This is a genomic window from Frankia sp. CcWB2 (assembly GCF_977927585.1).
Window position 1 is genome coordinate 11,908 of the sequence record NZ_CDWRCM010000117.1, and the last position, 2,477, is coordinate 14,384.

Annotated in this window: 2 protein-coding genes; one reads left to right on the top strand and one right to left on the bottom strand. The window is 68.3% G+C overall.

The genetic code is table 11. The features are described 5' to 3' along the window. Positions 1-11: 11 nt before the first annotated feature. The gene (locus ACY45C_RS13475; protein WP_462187952.1) at positions 12-1,283 is read right to left on the bottom strand and encodes a sensor histidine kinase; all 1,272 of its coding nucleotides are present in this window, start codon (positions 1,281-1,283) and stop codon (positions 12-14) included. 338 nt (positions 1,284-1,621) lie between these two features. Between ACY45C_RS13475 and phoU the strand changes: the two genes are divergently transcribed. Beyond that, positions 1,622-2,269 (top strand): phosphate signaling complex protein PhoU, encoded by a 648-nt coding sequence (gene phoU / locus ACY45C_RS13480; RefSeq protein ID WP_462187953.1) that lies wholly within the window; start codon positions 1,622-1,624, stop codon positions 2,267-2,269. Positions 2,270-2,477: the final 208 nt, after the last annotated feature.

A 2,477-nucleotide genomic window follows, 5' to 3' on the forward strand; every position in this document is an offset into this window, starting at 1 on the left:
CCGTTCACCGTTCACGAACCGCCACCGAGTTCATCATCGCCATGATGTTCACCATCGCCCCGACCGCGGGCGTCGGCACCGACCCCGACGACGTCGAAGCCATCCACCCCGTCATCCTCGCGGGTTTCGTCCGGGCCGTCCGTCATCGCATCGTCATCGTCGCCGGTGAACAGCGGCAGCCGGAGCGTGAAGGTGGAACCCGCGCCCTCGGCGCTCCACACGGAGACCACGCCGCCGTGATTGGTCGCGATGTGCTTGACGATGGCGAGCCCCAGGCCGGTCCCACCGGTCGCGCGGGATCGCGCCGGATCCGCCCGATAGAAACGTTCGAAGACCCGTTCCAGGTCCTTCTCCGCGATCCCGATGCCCTCGTCGGCGACGGAGATCTCCACGCTCCCACCGCTGCGCCGGACCCCGAGCACGACCCGGGTGCCACGCGGCGAGTAGCTGATCGCATTGTCGAGCAGGTTCGCGACGGCGGTCACGAGCTGGCCCTCGTCCCCGCACACCGGCAGGTCATCGTCGCCGATCACCACAACCGAGATCGCCTGGGCCTGCGCTGCCAGCCGGGTACGGTCGACCGCCTCGGTGAGCACCGCGGACGCCCGCATCGGCCGCAGGTTGGGCAGCGGATCGGCGCCCTGCAGCCGGGAGAGATCGATGATCTCCTGAACCAGACGGGCGAGCCGGGCCGATTCGTGAGTCATCCGGGAGGCGAACCGGCGGACTGCCACCGGGTCCTCGCAGGCCGCGGCGACCGCTTCGGCAAGGACGTGCAACGCACCGACCGGTGTCTTGAGCTCGTGGCTGATGTTCGCCACGAAGTCCCGACGGACGGCCTCGACCCGACGCGACTCGGTGATGTCATCCACGATGACGGCGACATGACCGGACGAGTCCAGCAGCCGGGCCCGGGCACGCACCGCCAGCCCCTCCTGGTCCGGTCGGGGACGGGTGAGGGGGGGCTCGGGGACGGGCGGCAGCTCGAGCTGCCGCTCCTGGTCACTGCCCGCGAGCCGGGTGGCCCGGACGAGATCGGCCAGCTCCGCCACCGCGATCTCGTCGGCGGCGACCACACCCATGCGTCGCGCGACCGTGTTCACCAGGACCACCCGGTCCGCGGTGTCGAGGACGAGCAGACCGGTCGGCAGGCCGGCGATCACCCGACGCACGAGCTTCGCCGGCAACGTCATGCCGCCGGTGTCCCCGCCGGACGCCGAACCAGTCGTCAGGTCAGTCGTCGAGTCAGTCGTCGAACCGGCTGTTCCAGGCACTGCTGTCATCGTCCACCATCGTCCACTCACCCTGCACGGCCTGCCGACCTGCACGAGCTGCACGAGCTGCGGATGCGGTGTGTACCGGTTGTCATGGCATCCGCCGACCTGTCACCCACTCGCCGCATGCTAGGTGTCCGCATGCCACCTAGGTATTGCTCTGCAAGCCTCCACCGCCGATCGTCGCTAGCTGTTCATCAGACCCATCGCCAAAGTTCACCAGAGAGCGAGAGGTCCGCATCATCGTCAGAGCCGGAGCGACGCAAGTACCCAGGACCATCATGATCAAGTCAATCCCTCAGGATCTCTGACCCCTCGATCCGCCACCGAATGAGAAGGAGCCGTCCGTGCGGGACGCCTTCACCGACGAGCTCGATAGCATCAACCAGTCCCTGATCGAGATGACCAACCTGGTCGCCTCGGCCATGGCCCGGGCCACCACCGCTCTCCTCGACGCCGATCTCCAACTCGCCGAAAACGTCATCAGCGGAGACGAGACGGTCGACCTGCTGCGCAACGAGATCGAGGAGCGGGCCTTCGACGTGATGGCCCGCCAGGCCCCGGTCGCCACCGATCTGAGGATGATGGTGGCCACGCTGCGGATCGTCGCCGACCTGGAGCGGATGGGCGACCTCGCCCTGCACGTGGCGAAGGTCGCCCGTCGGCGCTATCCGGGCCGGGCGATCCCGCCGGAGCTTCGTGCGACCATTCTGGAGATGGGGCAGGTCGCGCAGCGCATCGTCGCGAAGGCCGGATCGGTGATCGCCAGCCGGGACACCGACCTCGCCAAGCAGTTGGAGGCCGACGACGATGCGATGGACGGGCTGCACCGCGCCCTGTTCCACATACTGATCGAGAAGCCCTGGCCGCACGGGATGGAGGCGGCGATCGACATCACTCTCTGCGGCCGCTACTACGAGCGGTACGCCGACCATGCGGTCTCGGTCGCCCGCCGGGTGCTCTACCTGGTCACCGGAGATTCCAGCCGCACGTGAGGGCACCCGGGGGATCCGCCCCCGGCCTCGCGCGCGTGGCCCCCACGCACGGCCCGACGGTTCCCCGCGTGCATCCCGCCGACGCTATGGCAGCTGCCCGAGATGGCCCGCGACGGTGGCACGGGCCGGTCAGGGCTATAGGACTCGGCCGGGACTATATGGCTATAGGAGTCGAAATGAAATAACTTGCGCGTTTCGAACCCTCCAC

Bases quoted from the DNA above. Each gene is read 5' to 3' on its own strand.
- ACY45C_RS13475 (WP_462187952.1), bottom strand. From the start codon at position 1,283: ATGACAGCAGTGCCTGGAACAGCCGGTTCGACGACTGACTCGACGACT.